Origin of the sequence: Glycomyces niveus, from assembly GCF_017592475.1 — a bacterium.
GTDB classification, from domain to species: Bacteria; Actinomycetota; Actinomycetes; order Mycobacteriales; family Micromonosporaceae; genus Glycomyces; species Glycomyces niveus.
The window spans coordinates 85,362-105,914 of record NZ_JAGFNP010000007.1 but is presented as its reverse complement, the minus strand read 5'-3'; the positions used below and the strand labels follow the sequence as shown (position 1 = coordinate 105,914).

19 protein-coding genes are annotated in these 20,553 nt (G+C 72.1%); 7 read left to right on the top strand and 12 right to left on the bottom strand.

Going from position 1 to position 20,553, the window contains the following annotated elements:
• Positions 1–162: 162 nt before the first annotated feature.
• The 5 genes from nuoK (at position 163) to htpX (ending at position 6,341) form a co-directional block, all read left to right on the top strand.
• Positions 163–483, top strand: a complete 321-nt coding sequence (gene nuoK / locus J5V16_RS14140) for an NADH-quinone oxidoreductase subunit NuoK (RefSeq protein WP_208496994.1) — start codon at positions 163–165, stop codon at positions 481–483.
• A complete protein-coding gene (locus tag J5V16_RS14135) occupies positions 480–2,270 on the top strand; it encodes an NADH-quinone oxidoreductase subunit 5 family protein (protein ID WP_208496993.1) in 1,791 nt (596 codons plus the stop codon). The genes nuoK and J5V16_RS14135 overlap by 4 nt, the downstream gene beginning before the upstream one ends.
• Entirely contained in the window at positions 2,270–3,823 is a 1,554-nt protein-coding gene (locus J5V16_RS14130; protein ID WP_243901247.1) for a complex I subunit 4 family protein, read from the top strand. Before J5V16_RS14135 ends, J5V16_RS14130 begins: the two co-directional genes overlap by 1 nt.
• On the top strand, positions 3,824–5,404 hold the full coding sequence (locus tag J5V16_RS14125; protein WP_208496991.1) for an NADH-quinone oxidoreductase subunit N: 1,581 nt from the start codon (positions 3,824–3,826) through the stop codon (positions 5,402–5,404).
• 73 nt (positions 5,405–5,477) lie between these two features.
• Entirely contained in the window at positions 5,478–6,341 is an 864-nt protein-coding gene (gene htpX, locus J5V16_RS14120; protein WP_208496990.1) for a zinc metalloprotease HtpX, read from the top strand.
• 84 nt (positions 6,342–6,425) lie between these two features.
• Here htpX and J5V16_RS14115 read toward each other — a convergent pair whose 3' ends face one another.
• The 10 genes from J5V16_RS14115 to J5V16_RS14070 form a co-directional block, all read right to left on the bottom strand.
• A complete protein-coding gene (locus J5V16_RS14115; protein WP_208496989.1) occupies positions 6,426–6,752 on the bottom strand; it encodes a DUF2516 family protein in 327 nt (108 codons plus the stop codon).
• 43 nt (positions 6,753–6,795) lie between these two features.
• On the bottom strand, positions 6,796–6,897 hold the full coding sequence (locus tag J5V16_RS14110; protein ID WP_081687713.1) for a 30S ribosomal protein bS22: 102 nt from the start codon (positions 6,895–6,897) through the stop codon (positions 6,796–6,798).
• A gap of 144 nt (positions 6,898–7,041) precedes the next feature.
• Positions 7,042–7,245 carry a helix-turn-helix domain-containing protein gene (locus J5V16_RS14105; protein WP_208496988.1) on the bottom strand — a complete coding sequence of 68 codons (204 nt, stop codon included), beginning with the start codon at positions 7,243–7,245 and terminating at the stop codon, positions 7,042–7,044.
• A gap of 198 nt (positions 7,246–7,443) precedes the next feature.
• Positions 7,444–9,231 carry a hypothetical protein gene (locus J5V16_RS14100; protein WP_208496987.1) on the bottom strand — a complete coding sequence of 596 codons (1,788 nt, stop codon included), beginning with the start codon at positions 9,229–9,231 and terminating at the stop codon, positions 7,444–7,446.
• 194 nt (positions 9,232–9,425) lie between these two features.
• On the bottom strand, positions 9,426–10,346 hold the full coding sequence (locus J5V16_RS14095) for a proline dehydrogenase family protein (RefSeq protein ID WP_208496986.1): 921 nt from the start codon (positions 10,344–10,346) through the stop codon (positions 9,426–9,428).
• 182 nt (positions 10,347–10,528) lie between these two features.
• Positions 10,529–11,161 carry a hypothetical protein gene (locus J5V16_RS14090; protein WP_208496985.1) on the bottom strand — a complete coding sequence of 211 codons (633 nt, stop codon included), beginning with the start codon at positions 11,159–11,161 and terminating at the stop codon, positions 10,529–10,531.
• Positions 11,158–12,489, bottom strand: coding sequence for a glycosyltransferase (locus J5V16_RS14085; RefSeq protein WP_208496984.1), 1,332 nt, complete (start codon positions 12,487–12,489; stop codon positions 11,158–11,160). The genes J5V16_RS14090 and J5V16_RS14085 overlap by 4 nt, the downstream gene beginning before the upstream one ends.
• Positions 12,479–13,003, bottom strand: coding sequence for a hypothetical protein (locus J5V16_RS14080; protein WP_208496983.1), 525 nt, complete (start codon positions 13,001–13,003; stop codon positions 12,479–12,481). Before J5V16_RS14080 ends, J5V16_RS14085 begins: the two co-directional genes overlap by 11 nt.
• A complete protein-coding gene (locus J5V16_RS25505) occupies positions 13,000–14,211 on the bottom strand; it encodes a glycosyltransferase family 4 protein (protein ID WP_208496982.1) in 1,212 nt (403 codons plus the stop codon). The genes J5V16_RS14080 and J5V16_RS25505 overlap by 4 nt, the downstream gene beginning before the upstream one ends.
• On the bottom strand, positions 14,208–15,722 hold the full coding sequence (locus J5V16_RS14070; protein ID WP_208496981.1) for a glycosyltransferase family 4 protein: 1,515 nt from the start codon (positions 15,720–15,722) through the stop codon (positions 14,208–14,210). The genes J5V16_RS25505 and J5V16_RS14070 overlap by 4 nt, the downstream gene beginning before the upstream one ends.
• A gap of 229 nt (positions 15,723–15,951) precedes the next feature.
• Between J5V16_RS14070 and J5V16_RS14065 the strand changes: the two genes are divergently transcribed.
• Together J5V16_RS14065 and wecB are read left to right on the top strand one after the other, a co-directional pair.
• Positions 15,952–16,554 (top strand): acyltransferase, encoded by a 603-nt coding sequence (locus J5V16_RS14065; protein ID WP_243901215.1) that lies wholly within the window; start codon positions 15,952–15,954, stop codon positions 16,552–16,554.
• Entirely contained in the window at positions 16,551–17,630 is a 1,080-nt protein-coding gene (gene wecB / locus J5V16_RS14060; RefSeq protein ID WP_208496979.1) for a non-hydrolyzing UDP-N-acetylglucosamine 2-epimerase, read from the top strand. Before J5V16_RS14065 ends, wecB begins: the two co-directional genes overlap by 4 nt.
• 57 nt (positions 17,631–17,687) lie before the next feature.
• On the opposite strand, the gene J5V16_RS14055 is transcribed toward wecB, so the two are convergent.
• A complete protein-coding gene (locus J5V16_RS14055; protein WP_208496978.1) occupies positions 17,688–19,259 on the bottom strand; it encodes a glycosyltransferase family 4 protein in 1,572 nt (523 codons plus the stop codon).
• A complete protein-coding gene (locus tag J5V16_RS14050; protein ID WP_208496977.1) occupies positions 19,256–20,539 on the bottom strand; it encodes a nucleotide sugar dehydrogenase in 1,284 nt (427 codons plus the stop codon). Before J5V16_RS14050 ends, J5V16_RS14055 begins: the two co-directional genes overlap by 4 nt.
• Positions 20,540–20,553: the final 14 nt, after the last annotated feature.

Below are 20,553 nucleotides of genomic sequence, written 5' to 3'. Positions count from 1 at the left end.
CGGCAGGGCCGCCGCCGTGGCGACAATGGGTTCCGTGCCCCCGCCTGCCGGTTTTTCAACGGCATCGACACGGCCCCGGGTCTGGACTTTCGCAGGCCGCGTGGTCCAAGATGGGGCCATGTGGCCCCGATCGACCGATCCCTTCCCTTCGGGGAGGATCCCGTGCACCCGCTTATCGGGTTCCTGATCGCCGTGGGGCTGTTCGCGATCGGCCTCTACGGGGTCCTCACGCGCCGCAACGCCGTCCTCCAGCTCGCCGCCGCCGAACTCATGCTCGGCGGCGTGCACCTCGTGCTCGTGACCGCCGACCTCGTCCACAATGCCTACACCGGGCAGAGCTTCGCCCTGTTCATCGTGGTCATCGCCGCCGCAGAGGTCGGCGTCGGACTCGCGCTCATCCTCAACCTGTGGCGCGAGCGCGCCACGATCGACACCGACGACCTCCCCGAAGAACCGCCGCACGACGCCGGGAGCGGCCGATGACCCTCGGACTGCTCCTCATCGGCGTCCCCGCCGCGGCGGGCCTCGCCGGGCTGCTCATCCGGCACCGCGGCCTCGCGAGAGTCCTCGCGATCGCCGGACCCGCGGCCGCACTGCTCCTGGCGGCCTGCTGCGCCGTCGCCAACCCCCGGTTCGCCTTGACGCTCGCGGACTTCGGCTCGATCCAGGTCGACCTCGCGCTCGACCTGTCCGGGACGGCGACGGCGGTGGCTCTCGCGAGCGCATTCGTGACGCTCCTCGTCCAGGTCTACTCGGCCGCCTACCTGCGCGACGACCCCCGATATGCGCCGTTCGCGGCGCAGGTCAACCTGTTCTGCGCCGCCATGCTCCTCGTGGTGGCCGCCGACGACCTCGTGTTCCTCCTCATCGGATGGGAGGTCATGGGCGCCTGCTCCTACCTGCTGATCGCCCACTACGCGAAACTGCCCGAAGCGCCGGGCGCGGCGGCGAAGGCGTTCCTCGTGACGCGGTTCGGCGACGTGGCGTTCGTGCTCGGCGTGATGGTCCTCGGCGCGGCCGCCGGATCGTTCCGGGTCGAAGCGGCCGCGGCCGCGCCCGAAGGGGCCGCGGCGGCGGGCATGCTGCTGATCCTGTTCGGCTGCATCGGCAAGTCCGCGCAGTTCCCGCTGCAGATCTGGCTGCCACCGGCGATGGCCGGCCCGACGCCGGTGAGCGCGCTCATCCACGCGGCGACGATGGTCGCGGCGGGCGCGTACGTGCTGACCCGGCTGGCGCCGGTCTGGCCCGAGCCGCTGCTGCTCGTGGTCGCTCTAGTGGCGGCGGTGACGATGGTCGGGGCGGGCCTGTGCGCGCTGGCGGCGAGGGACCTCAAGGGCGTGCTGGCGTGGTCGACGGTGAGCCAGGTCGGGTTCATGTTCGCGGCCGTGGCGGTGAGCGCCGGGGACGCGGCGCTGTTCCATCTCGTCTCGCACGCGGCGTTCAAGGGGCTGCTGTTCCTCACGGCGGGCGTGATCATCGCGGTGGCGGGCACGAACGGCTCGCTGCTGACGACCCGGCTGCGGCCGGGCGACGCGCCGCTGGCGTTCGCGGCCATGACGATCGGGCTCGCGGCGATGGCGGGGCTGCCGCCGCTGGGCGGCTTCTACAGCAAGGAGGCGGTCCTCGGCGCGGCGTACGAGGCCGGGAGCCCGGCCGGGGTGGTCGTGTTCTGGGCCGGGGTCGGGGCGAGCATCCTGACGGCGGCGTATTCGGCCCGGTTGTGGCTGCTGCTGTTCTGGCGCGGCGCGCCCGAACGGGAGGAGCGGGCGGCGGTGCCGGGTGCGGAGTCGTTCAGCTTGTGGGCGTTGATGATCGCGACGGTGGCGGTCGGGGCGGTGTACTACGCGGGGCCGTTCGACGTGCCGGAGCTGCACTTGGACTTGATGGCGTTGCTGCTGCTGGTGACGGTCGGCGGGTTCGCGGTGATCGCGGACGCGTGGTGGCGCCGGCGGCGGGCGACCGGGATCGACCGCGACCCGGCGGGCGTCCTGGGCCGGACGCGGCCCGCGTTCGCGGAGGGCTTGTACGCGGAACGGATGGCAGGCAAGGCGACGCGGGCGCTGGCCCGGGGCGCGAGCGCGGCGGCGCGGGAGCTCGATGAGCGGCTGGTGGACCGGACGGTCGTCGAGGGGTCGGCGCGGGCGACGCTCGTTGCGGCCGAGGACACCGCGACCGGGCACCGGGGCGGGCTGGTGCGGTACCTGCGGTTGAGCGCGGCGGGGACGCTGCTGGTCGCGGTGGCGGCGATCGGGGTGAGCCTGTGGAGCTGATGCTGGTGCTCGCGGTGGCGGCGCCGCTCTTCGGGGCGGTGCTGGTCTGGGCTTGGCGCGAGCGGGCGGCCGCGCACTGGGTTGGCGTAGGTGCGGCGGCTGCGGCACTGGTGGCGGTGGCGTTGCTGCCGATCGGGCGCGGCAACGGGAACTGGATGACCTACGGGGCGAGTTTGGAGGGAGGGTGGTGGCACCAGGTCGATTTCACCTGGGCGCCTTCGCTCCACCTGGACTTCGCGATCGCGGTCGACGGCATCTCGTGGCCGCTCGCGCTGTTGACGGCACTGCTCGGCTTGCTGTGCTGCCTCCACAATGCCCTGGGTGCGGAACGGCACACTTCAGGTTCGCTTCAGGTCGGCGCGGCTAACGTTGCAACCGGGGGCCCTTCCCTGGCCGCGGGTAAGACGGTCGGCGTGCCCGGGAAACCGTCGCCCATGTTGACCGTGCTGCTGCTGGCGGTCCAGTTCGCTTCGACGCTCGTGTTCTTCGCGGACAACCTGATCCTGTTCTTCATCGCGTTCGAGGCCGTGCTCCTCCCGATGTGGGCGATGATCCGCCGGTACGGCGATCCGGCCGCGCGGCGGCATGCGGCCGCGAAGTTCGCGCTGTTCACCGTCGCCGGGTCGCTGCTCATGGCCACGGGCCTGTTCGTCGCGGTCGCCGACATCGGGACCGCCGACCTCGGGGCGATCATCGTCGCCGGAGGCGTCAGCCCGGGCCTCTCGCTCCTCGTGTTCGCCTTGCTGGCCATCGGGTTCGCGGTCAAAGCCCCGCTCTGGCCGCTCCACTCGTGGCTCCCCGACGCGCACACCGCCGCCCCCACGGTCGGCTCCGTGCTCCTCGCGGGCGTGCTCCTCAAACTCGGCACCTACGGCCTCATCCGAGTCGCCGGCGGCCTCGCCCCGCAAGGCGCGGCCGACGCCGCGCCCGTGCTCGCGGTGCTCGCCGCGCTCGGCATCCTCGTCGCCGGCCTCGTATGCCTGAGCCTCCCCGAACTCAAGCGGCTCATCGCGTACTCCTCGGTGGGCCACATGGGCTTCGTGGTCCTCGCGTTCGCGACCGGCACCGAAGCGGGCGTCAACGCCGCGCTCTTCGGGAACCTCGCGCACGGCCTCATCACGCCCCTCCTGTTCTTCCTCGTCGGCGCCCTCAAAGCCCGCACGCACACCGGCCTCCTCGGCTCCCTCGGCGGCCTCCGGCTCGCCGCGCCGATGCTCGCCGGGGTGCTGGGCTTCGCGGCGCTGGCGTCGCTCGGGCTGCCGGGGCTCGCGGGCTTCTGGGGCGAGGCCTTCACGGTCTACGCGGCGGCGGAACGCGGCGGCGCGTGGTTCGCGCTCGCCGCGGCGGCGGCGTTCGGGGCGTTCCTGGCCGCGGCGTACCTGCTGCGGATGCTGCGGCGCGTCAGCCACGGCCCGGTAGCGCCCGCGACGAAGGGCATCGGCGACGTCTCCACTGTGGAACTCGTGGTGTGGGCACCGCTCGTGGCGGGGACGCTGCTGCTCGGCCTCGTGCCGGGGCCGCTGCTGGACCTGTTCGGGGAGGGGCTGCTGTAGATGCGGGTCCAGGCGATCGACCACGTGGCGCTGCTGCCGCTCTACCTCGCGGCGGGAGCGGCCGTGCTCGCACTGTTCGCGGGCCGGGCTGCCAAGGGCTGCATGATGATCGGACTCACAGCGGCCGCGGTCGCGGCGCTGTGGGTGGGCGGCGGTGAGGACCGGTCGACGTTCGCGGTCGGCACCTGGCACTCGTTCGTCGCCGACGACGCCGCGATGGGCGCGGCGGCCCTGTTCGCCGGGTTGAGCGTCCTCGTCGCGGCGGTGAGCGGGCGGCAGTCGGGCGAGTACTGGTTCCTGCTGGCGGTCTCGGCGGCGGGCGGGATCACGCTCGCGGGCGCGCGCGACCTCATCACGCTGATCGTCGCGCTCGAGACGCTGACCGTGCCGCTGTACGTGCTCGTCACCAAGCCCGGCCGCGACGGCGCCGAAGCGGGCGTGACGTTCCTGATCGCCTCGATCGCCTCCTCGGCAACCGCGCTCATGGGCGCGGCGTTCCTTTACGCCGCAGCGGGAACACTGCACTTGGAAGGGCTCGCGGCGGGCCTGGCGGGAGCGGACCCGGCGCTCGTGGCGGCCGGCGCGGCGCTGCTGCTCGGCGGGTTCGCGTTCAAGCTCGCGGCCGCGCCGCTGCACGCGTGGGCGCCGCTGGTGCTCGAGCGGGCGCCGCTGCCGATCGCGACGTACCTCGCGAGCGCCTCGAAGCTCGGCGGCGCGATCGCGATCATCTGGGTGGTCTTCTTCGGGCTCGAGGCGGGTGCCGGGACGGCCACCGGGATCGTGGTTGCGGCGCTGAGCGTCGCCTCGATCGCCATCGGGAACCTGGGCGCGCTGGTGCAGCGCCGGACGGTGCCGCTGCTCGCCTGGTCCGGCATCGCCCACGCCGGCTACGCGCTCGCCCCGCTCGCGGTCGTCACGACGGCGACCGGCCGCGAAGACGCCCCGGCCGCCGCCTCGGCGGCCCTCGCCTACGCGGTGTTCTTCGTGCTGCTGGAGGCGGGCGCCTTCGCTTCCTTGACGGCGGTCAGGCCGGCCTGGACTTCGGACCGGGCGGCCGGAGTGGAAGCACTGGCCGTCGGAGAGCACGCCACGGGCGAAAGACGAGATGAGATCGCGATCGGCGAGCGTCGTACCCCTCTGGAAGGATTGAAAACGGGGGGTCCCCAGGGGTCCGATTTGAAGGCTAGCGCCGGGAACATCCCCGTCCAGGGGTCGGGTGAGGGCGGCGCCATCGCGGAGCTTTCCGGGCTTTGGCGCTCTGCTCCGCTGCCCGCTTCGCTCTTCCTCTTCTCGGTGATCGGGCTCGCCGGACTGCCGCCCGCGCTCGCCGGGACCTTTGCGAAAGTCGCGATCCTGGAGGTGCTGGCCTCGTCCGCGCTGTGGCTGGCCGTGATCGTGGCCGCAGGGGCGGTCCTCGGGCTCGCCTACTACCTGCCGCTCGCGCGCACCGTCCTGCTCGGCCGCGGGCCGTCGACCGCCAAGGGCCGCTTCGCGATCGCCCTCGCCGCAGTCGGGCTCGCGCTCCTCGCCATGACGCTCGCGCCGCAGGTCGTGTTGGACTTCACCGCCGTTTCTCGGTGAATTCCCAGCTCACGAAGAAATACTGGCCGTAACCAGGATGTTGCATTTCCCACAAGGAGGGAAACCAACCACCATGAAGCACCACAACGGCCTCAAAACGGCGGTGCTGCTCGGCGCGATGTCGGCGCTCGTGATCGCCGTCGGCTACCTGCTCGGCGGCTCGACCGGCATCCTCATCGCCGGTGTCATCGCCGTCGGCATGAACGCCTACGCCTACTTCAACTCCGACAAGATCGCGCTGCGCGCCATGCGCGCCCAGCCGGTCTCCGAAGCGCAGGCCCCGCAGCTGTACGCGATGGTGCGCGAACTCGCGCACCGCGCGAACCAGCCGATGCCGCGCCTGTACATCTCGCCCACCATGCAGCCGAACGCGTTCGCCACGGGCCGCAATCCCGAGAACGCCGCGGTCGCCGTCACCGAGGGCATCCTGCAGCTGCTCACCCCCGCCGAGCTGCGGGCCGTGATCGGGCACGAGCTGTCGCACGTCTACAACCGCGACATCCTCATCTCCTCGGTCGCCGGGGCGCTCGCCAGCATCATCACGATGCTCGCGAACCTCGCGATGTTCCTGCCGTTCTTCGCCTCCGACGACGAGGACCGGCCGAACCCGCTCGTGCTGCTGCTGACGATGATCCTCGGCCCGCTCGCGGCCGGGCTCATCCAGATGGCCGTGTCGCGCTCGCGCGAGTACGAGGCCGACGCCGACGGCGCCCGCCTCACCGGCGACCCGCTCGCGCTCGCGAGCGCGCTCGAGAAGATCGCCGCCGGGGTCGACCGGATGCCGGCGCGGTCCGACAGCCGCATCGCGGAGCAGTCGCACCTGATGATCGAGTCGCCGCTGCGCGGCGGCGGGCTCTCCAGTCTGTTCTCGACCCACCCTCCGACGGCCGACCGGGTCAGGCGGCTGCGGGAGATGGCCCGCGGCATCGTCCGCTAACGGGCGCGGCACTGAAGCAGGGCATGGCGAAAGCCGCGTCGACAGATGTCGACGCGGCTTTGTCACGGGTGCCGGCGGCACCGCTCAGTACGAGGAGCCGCCGCCGTGAAGGTCTTTGAAACCGGTCCGCACGTCCAGGAGGTACACCAGCGCCGCGGCGATCGCCACCAGGGTGAAGATGAGCCCCGATCCGGGGCTCGTCAAGCCGAACAGCACGGACAGACCCAGGCTCACCGCCAGGATGCCGAGCCAGGCGCCCTTCGAGAGGGTGCCGACGGCGTTGAACGCGTCGGGCTTCTGCACCGCGCAATGAGTGAGAGCGATCACCGAAAGCAAGGCAGATCCGAGTGAGATCGCCAAGTAGACGTAGGCGCGTACATCGAAGGCGAACGCTGCTGCGAACTCTGGCATGCGAACAGCCTACCCGCAGGTACTCGGGAGCCGGTCGACTCGGTTACTTGCCGAGCTTGCGACGCTGCACGCGGGTCTTGCGGAGCAGCTTGCGGTGCTTCTTCTTCGCCATGCGCTTGCGCCGCTTCTTGATGACCGAGCCCATAGAGCTTCCTCACAGATGTTCACTAGACAATTTTTCGAGCCCGACCAGCCTAACGCGCCCATCCGGCGGCCCCCGCGCCGGGCGAGCGGAACCGCAGGCCCCGTCACAGCTGGCGCGTGGCGGGACCTGCCGGGCCGAGGGGGATCAGTCGTCGGTCTGGAGCGCTTCGGAGAGGTAGGACTTGACCGCCGACTCGGGCACGCGGAAGGAGCGCCCGACCCGCACCGCCGCGATTTCGCCGTTGTGGACGAGCCGGTACACCGTCATCTTCGAGACGCGCATCAGCTCGGCCACCTCCGTCACCGTCAAGAACTTGACCTCGTCGAGGAGGTCCCCGGGTTCGCTCATGTGTCTCACCGTTCTGTCGAGGGCTGTTGCGAGCACTGCTGCAAGGACGTGGGGTTGTGTGATGTGTTTGAGGTGCGGCGGACGCGAATGCCCATATGAACCGAAACAAGTCGGTCGTCACAGACTGTGACGTTGATGTCTTTCGATTGGGATGAGGCTCATGTTACGGCAGTCCGGGCCACCCGGCAACACCCGATCTCACACGGTCTGGGCAATGAAGGCCGTAATCTCCTCCATCAGCTCCGCATAGCTCTTCCCGTAGATCTCGGGCGCCATGTCCACCGCCGGCTCGCCCTCACGCGCCGTCGCCCCGAAGAACTCGGTGAACTTCTCGACCCCGTACTCGTCGATCATGTAGTGCACGCCGAGGAACCCGCACCCGTACTTGCCGGAGCCGGCGAGCGTGTCGTCGTCCCCGTCGGGCGGGAGGATGTCGGTCTCGCAGCCGCCCTGCTCGACGTAGTCGCGCACGTCGAGCGCGCGGTCGTACTCGTCGAGCGAGCGGTCGCCGTGGTCGATGTACTCGGCGACGCCCTCGACCATCCACCACGTGTCGTCCGCGTACCGCTCCGACGGCGCGGCCCACAGCGTCACCGCGTGCCCCAGCTCGTGCCGGATCACCGAGGTGAGGCCGTAGCCCCAGCCGGTGCGGTCGACGCCCATCACCGTCGCGTACGTGGAGGGCTGGCGCTCGCCGTTCACCGTGCCGTTGAGCGGCAGCGCGAACCCGAGCACGTCCTCGGAGTCCCAGAACCCCCCGAACCAGGACTCGAACTCGGCGTCGCTCGCGATGTAGATGACGTACCGGTCGGGCTTCTCCCAGTACGCCCACTTGTCGGCGTTCACCGCGGCGGCCTCGGAGATCTCCAGGGCCTCGTCGAGGCGGTCGGCCATCTCCAGCGGCACGGCGGTCACGGTGCGCTCGCCAACGGCCGCAACGAGATCGGTGACCTCCCACGGGTGCGGGCCCTCGCCGTACTCGGAGTTGGCGACCTCGACCATGACCATCCCGTCGTCACCCGCGCGCCAGCGCGAGTCGAAGACGATGTCGGCGGCCTTGCAGGTCTCGGCCGGCTCGACGAAGCAGTAGGAGAGCGCGACGGAGATGTCGTAGAGCGGGACGGCGCCCGACGCGTCCTCGATCGGGCCCGAGGCGATCTGGTAGTCGAAGCGGGAGACCTGCATCGAGGTGAGCGAGTCGAAGCGGCGGGTCATCTGGTCGTGGATCGTCGGGTCGTACGCGGCGAGCCAGCCGTCGAGGCTGTTGTTGAGCAGGGACTCGCTCTGGGCGTCGAGGACGAGCTGCGCCTGCTCCTTGAGGTAGGCCAGGATCTCCGCTTCGGAGGCGTTCGGGCCGGGGCTGGGGACGGTGCCCTCGCCGGGCTGGACCGCGAGTCCCTCGATGGTGCCGGTCTCGCCGGCGGGCATGCCCGGGCGCCAGCCGTTGACGAGGGCCCCGCCGAAGACGGAGCCCGTGACAAGGAGGAGGACGACGAGGATCGTCCCGAGTGGTGATCGTCGCCGATCGGGCCGCGGCGGGGGGAAGTGGACGTGGCCGCCGGGCCAGGGCGGCATGGCGCTGACCGGGATCGGGCCGGGCGGGATCTGGCCGGGCGGGACCGGGCCGCCCTGGTGCGGGACGGCCGCGTAAGGGGCGGTCGGGTAGCCGGGCGGCATCTGGCCGGGCATCTGCCCCGGCATGGGCGCCTGGGGCGGGACGGCGCCGGGCGGGAGCATGTCGACCGGGAGCGTCGAGGGCGGGGCGGTCGGCTCCGGGAGGGGCGGCATCGGGGCGGCCTGCGGGATCGCCGCGTTCCCCGTGTCCGCTTGCGGCAGCACCGGTTCCGGTGAGGTGCCGAGCGGCGTCTCGGACCCGGAGCGCTGGCCGGGCACGAGCGGGGCCGAGGCGGCCTGCCCGGGGCGGGGTTCGCCGGGGCGGTCGTTCTCGGGGGTGTCCGGGGTGAAGTCCTCGGGGGCTTGAGTCACGTTCGCAACTGTAGTCGCCGATCGCTACCCGTGCGAGCCCCGAACTGCGGGTGTGGCCTGGGCGTCCAGGGGTTGTGACCAGGACGATGCCGGGCCGCGGCCGCTCGGGTACGGCACGGTTCCTCAGAGGACTCCAAGGGACGCGGCGGGCGCGCCTCCGCCGGAGACGCGCCCGTGGCGGCTTTGCACGCGCCCTACGACTTCGTCCACAGTGAGCGGGCGAAGACGGCGAGGTTCGCGGGGCGTTCGGCCATGCGGCGCATGAGGTACCCGTACCACTGGTCGCCGTAGGGCACGTAGACGCGCACGCGGTAGCCCTCGGCGGCGAGGCGCAGCTGCTCGGTGGGGCGGATGCCGTAGAGCATCTGGAACTCGAACGACTCCTTGCCGCGGTCGTACCAGCGGGCCCGGTCGATGCCGATCTCGATGAGGCGCGGGTCGTGCGTGGCGAGCATGGGGTAGCCCTCGCCGGCCATGAGCGCGTTGATGCAGCGCACATAGGACCGGTCGACGTCGAGGCCGCGCTGGTAGGCGACGGTCTCGGGCTCCTTGTAGGCGCCCTTGCAGAGGCGGATGCGCGAGCCGGCGACGGCCTGGGACTTGCAGTCGTCCTCGGTGCGGCGCAGGTAGGCCTGGAGGACGGCGCCGGTGGAGGCGTGCGTCTCGCGGAGGCGCTGCACGATCTCCAGGGTGGAGTCGGTGACGGTGTGGTCCTCCATGTCGACGGTGACCGTGGTGCCGGCGTCGGCGGCGGCGACGCAGATCTCGCTGGCGCGCTCGTAGGCGAGTTCGGGGTCGATGCGCTGGCCGAGAGCGGAGAGTTTGACGCTGACCTCGGCGGAGGCGGAGAGGCCTTCGGCCTTGAGGGCGGCGAGGAGGCCGAGGTATTCGTCGCGGGTGGCGTCGGCCTGTTCGACGACGACGGTGTCCTCGCCGAGGTAGTCGAGGGTGGCGAGCAGTCCGTCGGCCGCGAGGGTCCTGGTGGTGGCGACGGCGTGGGCCGTGGTCTCGCCCGCGACGTAGCGGCGGACGAGCGATCGCGTCACCGGCGCGGTGCCGACGAGCCGTTCGATCTTCGATGACCGGGCGGCGGCGAGAATGACAGAACGCAGCATGCCTGCAGCGTAGCCGCCCGCGGCCCGCCGCCAGGTCACGGTGGCGTAACACGTGCGCCGCAACATTGGAAACCGCGCCTCAGGACGGGAATGATCGTCTCATTCCAAGGTTCTGAGGCGCGGATGCCTGTGTTCGAGCCGAGTGCTGGGTGGGTTTCGGGTGGTTTTGCGGGTTTCGTGGCTTAGAGCTGGCGGTAGGGGCGGGGGGCGGCGGGGCGGTCGGGGCCTTCGGGGACCGGGGCGATCACCGGGTGGTCCTGGTAGGGGCCGAGGTGGAGGGAGCGGGTGACGTCGAGGCGGGGGTGGCGTTTGGTGAGGGTCCAGCCGAGGGGGACGGCGGCGTCGTCGGCGAGGACGAGGCGGGAGGCCGTGTCGAGTTCGAGCGGGCCGAGCCGGCGGAGGGCGGCGCGGCGGACCGCGTGGGACCGCAGCGGCCGGTAGACCGGCCAGAACACGCGGCGGCGGAGCCTCCCGGCGATCTTGCGCTGCACCCGGCCCGCTTTGCCCGCGGCGCGGCCGAGCGGGCCGGGCAGGTGCTCGAGGCGGCGCAGCACGCCGCCGGGGATTCGCTCGACGAGCGCGGTGTAGGTCCACACGAAGGGCCGGCGGGATTCGGCCCGCCCCAGGGAGTACACCTCGACGCCGGCGGGGAGCGGAGGCGGGTTGTGCCAGCCGAGGCCGTCGGCGACGAGGGCGCTCACCCGCACGCCGCGGGCGGCCACGGCGTCGATGAAGGGGACGGCGCGGCGCACGGAGTTCTTGTGGAACAGGACGAGGACCACCCGGTCCGGGGCGGCTTCGCGGGGGTCGGTCATCGGGGCTTCCTCTCGGCCACGGTGTCGCGGGCCCACTGCTCGAACCCTTCGAGGGCGTTGCCGCGCGTGAACGCGGCGGCGTGGGCGCGGGCCTGGGCGGTGACGGCCGGGTCGGCTTTGCGGGCGGCGTCGCCGGCGTCGGCGAGGGCCGCGGCGATGTCGGCGGGGTCGAGGCTGGCGGGGACGAACCAGAGCGGGTAGCCGCGGAGCACTTCCTCTGCGGCGCAGCCGGGTTCGTGGATGGAGACGATGGGTTTGCCGGAGGCCATGTACTCGAAGACCTTCCCGGTGGTCACGTACTTCGAGCCGCCGGTGACGAACAGGAGCACGTCGGTGGCGTCGTAGGCCTCGGCGATGCGCGGTTTGGGGACGGCGCCGCGGTAGTTGACGCCGTCGATGGGGTCGGCGAGGCCGAGTTCGGTGCGGAGCACGGTCTCGCCGCCGGCGAAGAACCCGTAGTGGCCGTAGAGGTCGAGGGAGGCGTCGGCGTGGCGGCCGGACTCGCGCATGAGCCGGAACGCCTCGAGCATCTCGCGGATCGGCTGCACGAGGGTGATGGTGCCGATGAAGGAGAACGCGAGCGGCCGGTGCTCGTCGGCGGGCGCCGGGTCGGCGGTCTCGGCGAAGACCTCGGGGTCCCAGCCGTTGAGGACGACCTGCATGCGGTCGGCGGCCTCGGGGTACCGCTCGGCGTACCAGTCGAGCATGTTCCGGTTGACGTGCAGGGAGGCCGCGGCCGAGCGCAGGATGCGCCGCTCCCACTTCCAGGCCGGGTGGTCGGGCGGGAAGGCGGGCTCGTTCTTGAACTGGCTGAGGGTCCACGAGTCGCGGTAGTCGACGACGAACGGGCGGCCGGTGAGCTTCCCGAACGCCCACGCCGCCCCGAAGGCCGCGAACGGGTTCCCGGTGGCGACGACCATGTCGAAGGGGCGCTTGCGGTGGCGGCGCAGGGCCTCGCGGAGCGAGGAGACGCCCCAGGACAGGTAGTTGTCGGGGAAGACCTTCAGGTGCAGGAAGTCGTTGAGGCGGCGGGCGAGGACCGGGAAGTTCCCGCGGAAGCGCCCGTAGCGGCGCACGTCCGTCTCCCACTTGAAGTGGCTGACCGGCGGGGCCGCGATCTCGACGCGGGGGTCGACGGACGCGGCGAACTCGGGGTCGATCGAGCCGGTGACCCGCTCGTAGTAGTCGTCGGGGGCTTTGAAGACGGTGACGTCCCAGCCCTTGGCGGCGAAGTGGTCGGCGGTGGCGCGGGCGCGGAAGACGCCGCTGGCGCGCGAGGGCGGGAAGAAGAACGCCAGGTACAGCAGGCGGGGGCGGTCAGATCGCATGGGGGGCTCGCGGTTCGTAGGAGAACGTGGTGGTCAGTGCGGGCTTGGCGTCGAGCACGGCGGGGAGCCAGTCGACGGCGAGTTCCACCGCCTGGGGTTCGCACAGGACGATCCAGTCCGCGTCGTACTCGGCGACGGCGGCGCTGATGCGCTCGATGCGGCGGGCGACGCGCAGCGCCTCGGTGGCGCGGCGGCGGTCCTTGTCGCGCGGGTCGATCACGGTGCGCTTCCAGCGGCGCGCGACCTTCTCGGCCGGGCGGCGCAGCGGGCCGCGGCCGATGCGGCGCAGGCCGCCGAGCGGCAGGCGGCGCAGCAGCAGCCGCTGGAGGCGCGGCTCGGGGGTGTGCAGTTCGCCCGCGCTGATCCAGCGGACCTCCACGCGCGGATCGAGTTTCAGGCCCGGGTGCTCTTCGGCGACGACGCGCACGGTGTGGCCCTCGTCGAGCGCGAGCCGGGTCTCGAGGGCGAGGGCCTTGCGCCACACGCTCCTCGGGGCGATGAACAGGAGCTTCACCGGGGGCCTCCGTCGGTCCGGTCCCAGATCTCGAAGTGGCGCTCGGCCACCGTCGCATAGGAGTACTTGCCGCGCAGGTGCTCCCGCGCGGCCTTGAGGTCGGTCTTCTCGGGGTGGCGCTCGCAGAGGTCGCGGTAGGCGGCGACGAGCACGTCCGGGTCGTCGTCCACGTCGTACATGCCGCCGGCCTCGGTCTCGATGCCCTGCAGCACCTGGTCGGAGCCGCCGCAGCGGGAGACGAGGACCGGCAGGCCCGCGGCGACCGCCTCGACCACGACCACGCCGAACGTCTCGTACCGGCTGGTGTGGACGAACAGGTCGTGCGAGGCCATGAGCGACGGGACCTCCTCGGGGGCGACCGCGCCGAGGAACCGGACGGCGCCGGCGACGCCGAGGTCCTCGGCGAGGGCCTCCATCTCGGCGCGCTGCTTGCCGTCACCGGCGAGCGTGAGGGTGAGCCGCGGCCGCTCCTCGCGGCAGCGGCGGAACGCCTCGAGCAGGTAGTCGATGCGCTTGCGCTCGGTCATGCCCGCCACGGACAGCCAGTGGTCGAGCGAGGCCGGGGGCGCGGCGCGCGGCCCGTCGAACGCGATCGGGTTGGCGATGTACTCGAGCTTGTGCGCCAGGTGCGGGAACGCGGACGCGATCTGGTCGTGCAGGGGCTCGCCGACGACGAAGAACCCGTCCGCGCGGTCCAGGACCTCCTCGTACCGGGCCCGCGCCTCGGGCTGCTCGAGGACGCGGTCGAGGAAGGACGAGTGCTCGGTCATGTAGACCTTCGCGTCCGGGCGGGCGTTCTCGAGCGCCGCCCAGCCGCCGGTGATCGGCACGTGCGCGTGGACGATCGGCGCATCGAGCGGCTCGCCGCGCAGGGCGGCGGTCAGCCACCGCGCCGAGGCGTCGGAGTGCGCGATCCACGCCGGGTCGCGCGGGGTGAGCGTCACGACCCGGTGCAGGACCGCCCCGCCCGCGGTCGCCAGCGGCGCGTCGGTGCGGCCCAGGAGCCGGGTGTGCAGGTCGATGAGCGCCGGGTTCGCGTCCAGCGCGGCCCGCGGCGTCCCGACCGGCCAGCTCTTCAAGTGGTACACGGTGAGCTCGTCGCAGCCGGGCGCGACGGCCTCCACTTTGGCCTGGACGAACGCGCCGCCGTAGGCCACCTCCGGGTCGGGGTACCAGGGGGTGACGACCGCGACCCGCCGCCCGCTCACGCCCGGCCTCCGACGAGGCCGCGGTACACGCCGTCGAGGACGCGGGCCTGCGCGGCCCAGGTCCACTCCTCGAGCGGGACCTTCTCGGCGTACGCCCGCCGGTACGACTCGGGGTCCTCGAGGACCTTTTCGACGGCCCTGACGAAGTCCGCGGTGTCCTCGGCGCGGAACACCTCGCCCTGGCCGGTGCGGCGCACCTCCGCGGCGATGGTCTTCACGTCCGAGACCACCAGCGGCAGCCGGGCGTGGGAGTAGTCGAAGAACTTGGTGTTCAAGGAGATCTCGTGATTCTGGTGGTGGTGGTTGGGACTGACGCCGATGTCGGCGGCCGCGACGAACCGCACCACCTGGTGGTGCGGGACGTGGTCGAGCAGGTGGACCCGGTCGGCGACCCCGAGCTCGGCGGCGCGGGCCATGAGGGACCGCACGTACGCCCAGTGGTGCTTCGAGAGCACCAGGGCCGCATGCGCTTCCGGCAGTCGCGGCAGGGCCTCGACCATGATGTGGATGCCGCGCTGGACGAGCGGGACGCCGCTGTAGATCATGAGCGGCACCGTCTTCCCGATCCCGCACAGCTCGCGCAGGTCGGGGACCTCGTCCGCGTCCGACCAGTCGCCCTGCGGGGGGATGTCGGGGGTGTTCATGACGACCGCGGGCCGCTCGGCCAGGCCGTGCTCGGCGACGAGGAGGTCGGCGAGCGGCTCGGAGACGGTGACGACCGCGTCGGCGAACGGCGCGAACTCGCGCTCGTGCGCGACCTGCGCGGCGTGCCACCACGGGTGGTCCTTCCACGGCTTCATGCCCGGCAGGAACTCGTGCGCGTCCCACACGAGCTTCACGTCCCGTCCGGCCGCTGCCGCGCGCGCCTTGGCGCGGGCGCCGACGCCGAGCATCTGGAAGTCGTTGGCGTGGATGAGGTCCGGCTCGAGCGCGTCGACGACCGGGCCGAACGCGAGCTCGAGGTCCCACAGGGCCGGGTCGAGCCGCCGCCACGCCCGGTCGCCGAGCGCGGCCTTCCAGAACCGGAACGCGATCCGGTCGACCGGGGCGCCCGCCCGCTCGCGACGCTCGCGCACCCGGCGACTGAGCCGGGTGCGGGCCTTGATCCACCCGCTCGCGGCCTTCACCGCGAACGTGCGGCCCGCCAGCGCGAGCGAACCGGCCGCGCTCGGGTCGGCCTTCAGGCGGGCCTTCTCGTACGCGAGGTCGGCGTTCCAGGCCTGGACCTGCTTGCGGCGGTACGACTCGAGCGGCCCGGGCGGGTACGCGAACGGGCTCCGCAGCCAAGGGCGGCGCACTTCGTGGCGGCGCTTGTCGAAGTCGCGCCCGGTCGGAACGAGCCGGACGGTCGCGCCGCCGAGGTCCCATTCCTCGGCTCGTTTGTCGGTGCGTCCCAACAGGAACACCTCCCATCCCGCGGCGGCGGCCGAAGCGGCCTCCTTCTGCACGCGGGAATCGCCGACGACGCCGTTCTGGACCAGCATCACGATGCGGCCGGCGCGCTCAGTCATCTGTTCCTCCGAAAGTCCCGGCCGGAGGCGATCCGGCCGTGTTTCAAACGAAGATGATACGGAATCACTTGATTCACCTTTCGTTTTCCCGCAGTTGGCCGCTTATCCAAGTCGCGTCCGAATGGCGTTCTCTCACATTCGATTGGGTCGGATCCGAATCGGCGATCCGTATAATTCGCCCAGCGGGCGCCGGCCCTCTGCCGCGCCATTTCTCTATCGAAAGCAGCAAATGCCTTACAGGATTCAGGAATCCGCGCAAGTCGACCCGACGGCGAGCGTCGGCGACGGCTCCGCGGTCTGGGAGCTCGCGCAGATCCGCGAGCGCGCGAGCCTCGGCAGGGACTGCGTCGTCGGCCGCGGCGCCTACATCGGTGCCGGCGTGCGCATCGGCGACAACGTCAAGATACAGAACCTCGCCCTGGTCTACGAGCCTGCGACACTCGCCGACGGCGTCTTCGTCGGCCCCGCCGCGGTGTTCACGAACGACCACCAGCCGCGCGCGGTCGCCCCCGACGGCACGCCCAAGCGCGCGGCCGACTGGAAGCCGGTCGGCGTCGACGTCGCCGAGGGCGCGTCGATCGGGGCGCGCGCCGTGTGCGTCGCGCCGGTGCGGGTCGGCCGCTGGGCGATGGTCGCCGCCGGGGCCGTCGTCACGAAGGACGTGCCCGATTTCGCGCTCGTCATGGGCGTCCCGGCCCGGCGGGCCGGCTGGGTGGGCCGCGCGGGCGCGCGGCTCGAGGAGGACGGGGAGGGCCGCTGGCGCTGCCCCGAGACCGGTGCGGTGTACCGGGAGGCGGACGGCGCGCTGTCCGAGGGCGAGGAGGAGTCGTGAAGGTCGTCAGCATCGTCGGGGCGAGGCCCCAGCTCGTGAAGCTCGGCGCGGTCGCGCAGGCGTTCGCGGGCACGGACCACGAGCACGTCGTCGTGCACACCGGGCAGCATTACGACCCGGAGCTGTCGGACGTGTTCTTCGCCGAGTTCGGCATCCCCGCGCCCGACTACCACCTGGGGATCGGCTCGGGCGGGCACGGCGCGCAGACCGGCGCGATGCTCGCCGCGATCGACCCGGTCCTGGACGGCGAGCGGCCCGACTGGGTCCTCGTCTACGGCGACACCAACTCGACGATCGCGGGGGCGCTCTCGGCGGTCAAGCAGCACCTGCCGGTCGCGCACCTCGAGGCGGGGCTGCGCTCGTTCAACCGGCGCATGCCCGAGGAGCACAACCGGGTCCTCACCGACCACTGCGCGGACCTGCTGCTCGCGCCGACCGAGGAGGCCGTGCGGCACCTCGCGGCCGAGGGGCTCGCGGCGCGGGCCGTGAACGTCGGCGACGTCATGGTGGACGTGTGCCACCGCACGCGCGACGCCGTGCTCGCCGCGGGGCTGCGGCCCGAGCTGGGAGTCGACCCGGACGAGCCGTTCCTGGTGGCGACGCTGCATCGGGCCGAGAACACCGACGACCCGGAGCTCCTCGCGGCCCTGCTGGAGTCGATGGCGAACCTGCCGGTGCCGGTGGCGCTGCTGGCGCACCCGCGGCTGCGGGCGAAGGCGGACCAGTTCGGGCTCAAGCTCGCGCAAGGGTCGTTGGCGGCGGCGAAGCCGCTGCCGTACCGGGAGCTCGTGGCGGCCGTCCTGGCCTCCGCGGGGGTGCTCACCGACTCCGGCGGCCTGCAGAAGGAGGCGTACCTGCTGGGGCGTCCGTGCACGACGCTGCGCACGGAGACCGAGTGGGTGGAGACCTTGGAGGACGGCTGGAACGTGCTGGCCCCCAGGCCGGACCGCCTGCCGGTGGCCGAGTGGCACGCCCTCGCCGTGCGGGCGGCGCCGAGCGAGCGGCGCGGTGAGCCGTACGGGAACGGGCATGCCGGCGCCGCGGTCGTCGCCGCGCTGGAAGCGCACTTGCGCTGAGCCGCAACGTGAAGGAGGCCCCGCCGTTACCGGCGGGGCCTCCTCGCGTTCGCGGTTCTAGGCGCGTTCGGCGAGCGGGGTCGGCGTCATGCCGAGCAGTTCCTCGTAGAGGCGCTGGTAGTGGACGGCCTGGCGCTCCCACGTGTACTCGGCCATGAGTGCCTCGTCCTGGTAGGACACCCGGTAGGCGTCGGGGTCGACCAGGACCTTCTCGATGGCGGCGACGAGGCTGCCGAGGTCGCCGGAGGTGAAGACCTCGCCGTTGCCGAGGCGGCGGACCTCGGCGGCCATGGTCTTGACGTCGGAGACGACGAGCGGCAGTTTCGCGTGGCTGTACTCGAAGAACTTGTTGGGCAGCGCGATCTCGTGGTTGATCGGGCCGGTCTCCATCGGGTGGATGCCCATGTCCGCGGTCGACAGGTAGCGGGGCAGGTCCGCGTAGGCGACGTAGTCGAGCCAGTGGAGGCGGTCGTCGATGCCGTACTCCTCGCCGAGCGCGACGAGCGACTTGAAGTACGGGTCGTTCGGCCGGCTCGTCAGGAACGCGACGTGCAGCTCGGGGATGAGCCGGGCGGCCTCGATGATCGTCTCGATCTTGCGTTCCGGTGCGACCCAGCCGGAGTAGACCGCGAGCGGCGTCTCGGCGTCGAGCCCGCACGTGGCGCGCACGTTCCCGGGGTCGGGCCGGGAGGCGTCGGCGGCGAGCGGCGCGTTGAGGACCACCGTGGGCAGCCGCGGGAGGCCGTGGCGCTCCTGCAGCAGTTCGGCGAGCGGCCCGGAGACGGTGACGACCGCGTCGGCGTAGGGCATGTAGCGGCGCTCGTACCGGGTCATCCCCTCGAGGCGGTTCGCCGGGAGCGAGTCGCAGCCGGGCACGAACTCGTGCGCGTCGTAGAGGAACTTCACGTCGCTCCCCTTGCGGCGCATGGCGAGCACCGCGCGGGCGCACAGGCCGACCGGGATCATGTCGTGGGCGTGCACGAGGTCCGGTTCGAGCCGCATGATCTCGGGGCGCAGGGCCGCCTCGATGCGGATCGCGTCGAAGTCGAGCTTGCGCCAGACGCGGTCGCCGAGGAGCAGGACCCACCAGCGGCGCGAGAGCCGGTCGAGGAACCGGTCGTCGTCCTCCAGGGACCGGGCGCGGGCGCGGGTCTGGTCGATGCGGCGGCCGATCCAGAACCGCTGCACCTTGCGGCCGAAGCGCCGGGCCAGGCGCGGGACGCGCAGCAGGCCGTCATTGCCGCCGCGGCCGGCCTCGTCGCGGCTCGCCTCGAGCTCGATCCGCTCGACCTTGATGCGGGTCTGGCGGTGGTTGGCGCGCAGCGAACTCGGGTAGGCGAGCGGGTACCGCAGGCGCGAGAGCCGGTTGCGCAGGCTCTTGGGGGCGTTCATCTTCGGCACCTGGATCTTGTGGTACTCGACGTCGCCCTGGCGGTAGTGCTGGTGCTTGGTGGTGGTGAGGCCGACGAGGTGGACCTCCCAGCCGTTCTCGGCCATGGACTGCGCGGACTTCTGCACCCGCGAGTCGCCGTCGATCTGGTTGGCGACGACCATGACGACGCGCCCGGGCGCGCCCTCCGGCCGGGGGCCGAGCGGCCCGGGGTTGCGCGTCCCGCCGGCGCCGCTCATGCGCCGAGCACCAGGTGCCGGACGCCCTGCCAGCGCTCGGGGTCGGTGACGCGCCGCCCGTCGAGCAGCACCCGGGCCTCCGGGAAGTCCTGAACGGACAGTTCGCGGTACTCGGCGTGGTCGGCCTGGACCACGACGGCCGTGACCGTCTCGCCGCGGTGCGCGGGCAGCCCCTCGTGCTCGAGCTCCTCCACCGAGTACATCGGGTCGGACACGAACGGCACGGCGCCCTTGGCGCGCAGCGACTCCACGAGCGGGAACACGCCCGAGAACGCCGTCTCCTTCACCGCGCCCCGGTAGGCCGCGCCGAGCACGAGCACGTTCGCGCCCGCCAGGTCGCCGTAGGCGGCGGCGAGCACGTCGACCGCATAGGCCGGCATGTCCGCGTTCGCCTCGCGGGCCGCGCGCACCACCGTCGCCTCAGGGTCGTTCCACAGGTACATCTGCGGGTAGATCGGGATGCAGTGCCCGCCGACCGCGATGCCCGGCCGGTGGATGTGGCTGTACGGCTGCGAATTGCAGGCCTCGATGACCTTCATGACATCGAGCCCCTGCTTGTCGGCGAAGCGCGCGAACTGGTTCGCCAGGCCGATGTTCACGTCCCGGTACGTCGTCTCGGCGAGCTTCGCCATCTCCGAGGCCTCGGCCGAACCGAGGTCCCACACGCCGTTCGCCCGCGGCAGGTCCTCGCGCTCGTCGAAGTCGAGCACCGACTCGTAGAACGCCACGCCGGCCTTCGCCGACGACTCGTCCACGCCGCCCACGAGCTTCGGGTACCGGCGCAGGTCCGCGAACACGCGGCCCGTCAGCACCCGCTCGGGGCTGAACACCAGCGGGAAGTCCACGCCCGCGCGCAGGCCCGACCCGGCCTCCAGCATCGGCGCCCAGCGGCCCCGCGTGGTCCCCACCGGCAGCGTCGTCTCGTACGACACCAGCGTCCCCGGGCGCAGGCCCGCCGCCACGGCCTTCGTCGCCGCGTCCATCCACCCGAAGTCGGGCGTGCCGTCCGCGTCCACGAACAGCGGCACGACGATCACGACCGCCTCCGACTCGGCCACGGCCGCCGTCGTGTCGGTGGTGGCCCGCAGCGTCCCGTCCGCGACCGCGGCCGCCATGAGCTCCTCCAGGCGGTGCTCGCCCGGGAACGGCTCGCGCCCGGCGTTCACCGCCTCCACCACGGCCGGGTTCACGTCGGCCCCGACGACCTTGTGGCCCTTGGAGGCGAACTGGACCGCCAGCGGCAGCCCGATCTTGCCCAGGGCGACCACGCAGATGTTCATGTGATCCATTCTCT